Here is a 2,765-nt window from a genome sequence, read left to right as displayed (position 1 = left end):
GACGGCCAGTGAATTCCAAGGATTGGAAGATCATACGAGACACCCAGAAGAAGATAATGTCGTAACCTGTTACCAAGGTTGAGGTTGGGAAATAACGTTTGAAGTCTGCTGAGTCGACATCAGGCCAGCCCATGGTTGAGAATGGCCAAAGGGCAGAGCTGAACCAAGTATCCAAAACGTCTTCGTCCTGAGTCCAACCGTCACCTTCAGGAGCTTCTTCACCCACATACATTTCACCCTCAGCATTGTACCAAGCAGGGATTTGGTGGCCCCACCAGAGCTGACGAGAGATTACCCAGTCGTGGACATTTTCCATCCATTGCAGGAAGGTATCGTTGAAACGAGGTGGGTAGAATTCAACCTTGTCCTCTGTATCTTGGTTGGCAATAGCATTCTTAGCCAATTGATCCATCTTGACGAACCACTGCGTAGACAAGCGTGGCTCAACCACAACACCAGTCCGTTCTGAGTGACCAACGCTGTGGATACGTTTTTCGATTTTAACCAGGGCACCGATTTCTTCCAACTTGGCAACGACTGCCTTACGAGCTTCAAAACGGTCCATGCCAGCGAATTCGAAGGCCAGTTCGTTCATAGTTCCGTCGTCGTTCATGACGTTGACTTGTGGCAAATCATGGCGTTGACCAACCAAGAAGTCGTTTGGATCGTGGGCAGGCGTGATTTTCACGACACCGGTTCCAAACTCAGGGTCTGCGTGTTCATCCGCAACGATTGGGATCAATTTATTAGCGATTGGAAGGATGACGTTTTTACCGATTAAGTCCTTGTAGCGTAGGTCTTCTGGATTGACCGCAACAGCTACGTCCCCAAACATAGTCTCAGGACGAGTGGTCGCAACTTCAAGGGCGCGTGAACCATCTTCCAGCATGTAGTTCATGTGGTAGAAAGCACCTTCTACATCCTTGTGAATCACCTCGATATCAGAAAGGGCTGTGCGAGCTGCTGGGTCCCAGTTGATGATAAACTCACCACGGTAAATCCAACCTTTCTTATAAAGCTCGACAAATACCTTGCGAACGGCTTTTGACAATCCTTCATCAAGAGTGAAACGCTCACGAGAGTAGTCTACAGAGAGCCCCATCTTGCCCCATTGTTCCTTGATAGTAGTGGCATACTCGTCTTTCCATTCCCAGACCTTCGTCAAGAAAGACTCACGACCGAGGTCGTAACGGCTAATGCCCTCACCACGCAAGCGCTCCTCAACCTTAGCCTGAGTGGCAATCCCCGCATGGTCCATCCCTGGCAGCCAAAGCGTATCAAAGCCTTGCATACGTTTTTGACGGATGATGATATCCTGAAGAGTCGTATCCCAAGCGTGACCAAGGTGAAGTTTCCCAGTTACGTTTGGTGGTGGAATGACGATAGAATAAGGCTTAGCCTTTTGATCGCCAGAAGGCTTGAAAACATCGGCATCAAGCCATTTTTGGTAACGACCAGCCTCAACCTCGGCTGGATTGTATTTAGGTGAAAGTTCTTTAGACATGTGTGTTCTCCTTAATTATTAAATGAATACATCGCAGCTGTTCCAAGGGAACCAATTATCAAAAATGAAGTTAAAATAGGATCCCAAAAAATAAGCCAAAAAACAATAATGAATAATATATAAATTAACGTTCCTCCATATTTTCTTTCTTTAAAAGAGTATAAAACTAATCCTAATAAAATAAATATCCATATGATTCCAACAATCAAATGAGGGTAATAATCATCTAACTGTATTATTTCAAAAGCTCTTGATATTGTATTCAATTTTGGATTGTTAGTAATATCTTTTACTAATTGGCTATTCTTAAAAAACCAGGTCCAAATAATTATAATAATTTCTGATAAACAAATACAAATAAATAACCATAAGTTTGATACATATTGTTCAAAAATTTCTCTATTCATAAAAACAACCTCATTTTTTTGAAATAAATATTCCCAATATAAAAGCAATGATAGTCCATATCAATGTTAATTTTGCTGGTTCAACAGTAGTATTCGTATCTATTAGCCAACCATACATCCGCTTATACAAATATAATAATAGCTCAATCACAATATAAATAATATTAAAACTTAGATAAAATAATATTAAAGACAACCAAATACTTATATCTACTTTAAATTGTCCTATATTTTTAAAATAAAAAATTATATAGACTGCAAATACTACTAGAATCATAGATAAACTAATTATAGAAACTTTGAATCTCTTTTTTATCCTAGGAAGTTTTAAAAGAGCCACAATTAGTAGTATAGGTGAACCCAACATAAGACTCAATTCTACACTGTTAAATGGTAAGTTCGATAGTAAAGCAACTATCTCTTTTAAATTTAATTTCCTCAACAATATAGACAATTCTATACTTAATCCTCCCGCTAACGAAAGACTGAACAATAAAGTCAGAATACTATTTCTAAGCGCATCTAAAAAATCTACAAGAACGTTAAATATAATACTAAACATATTCCTAATCATTTTTCCTCCCACTCACTCCTCAGTAGCCCATACCTCAAATCATCACAGCGATTGCCTCGGGCATCTTTGCGGTCCCGGAAGCGAGCTTCGAGAGTAAAACCAAGTTTCTCAGCGACTCGTTGACTTTGAAGGTTATAGCCAAAGCAAGTCAGTTCAATCTTGTGAAGACCAAGTTCTTTAAAAGCTAGGTCAATCAAAGCACGCGCTGCCTCTGGCACATAACCACGTCCCCAATAGTCTGGGTGCAAGGTATAGCCAATCTCCAGTACATCGTCTTCGT

General features: G+C 40.4%; 4 protein-coding genes. All 4 read right to left on the bottom strand.

Annotated elements, in window-relative coordinates; genetic code table 11:
- On the bottom strand, nucleotides 1-1,504 hold a 1,504-nt coding region (locus Q0191_RS04875), incomplete at its 3' end, for a valine--tRNA ligase (protein ID WP_297664337.1).
- A gap of 11 nt (nucleotides 1,505-1,515) precedes the next feature.
- Nucleotides 1,516-1,911: a hypothetical protein gene (locus Q0191_RS04870; protein ID WP_297664334.1), complete on the bottom strand. Its 396-nt coding sequence runs from the start codon at nucleotides 1,909-1,911 to the stop codon at nucleotides 1,516-1,518.
- Between the two features lie 10 nt (nucleotides 1,912-1,921).
- On the bottom strand, nucleotides 1,922-2,485 hold the full coding sequence (locus tag Q0191_RS04865) for a hypothetical protein (protein WP_297664332.1): 564 nt from the start codon (nucleotides 2,483-2,485) through the stop codon (nucleotides 1,922-1,924).
- On the bottom strand, nucleotides 2,482-2,765 hold a 284-nt coding region (locus tag Q0191_RS04860; protein WP_297664330.1), incomplete at its 5' end, for a GNAT family N-acetyltransferase. The genes Q0191_RS04860 and Q0191_RS04865, both read right to left, overlap by 4 nt.

It is taken from the genome of uncultured Streptococcus sp. (genome assembly GCF_938036805.1).
Taxonomy (GTDB): domain Bacteria; phylum Bacillota; class Bacilli; order Lactobacillales; family Streptococcaceae; genus Streptococcus.
Note: the sequence above shows the minus strand (reverse complement) of the source record. Positions and strands in the feature narration are given on the sequence as shown.

What these genes read in the sequence shown, in the direction of transcription:
- Q0191_RS04865 (WP_297664332.1), bottom strand. Translation starts at nt 2,485, where the DNA reads ATGATTAGGAATATGTTTAGTATTATATTTAACGTTCTTGTAGATTTT.
- Q0191_RS04870 (WP_297664334.1), bottom strand. Translation starts at nt 1,911, where the DNA reads ATGAATAGAGAAATTTTTGAACAATATGTATCAAACTTATGGTTATTT.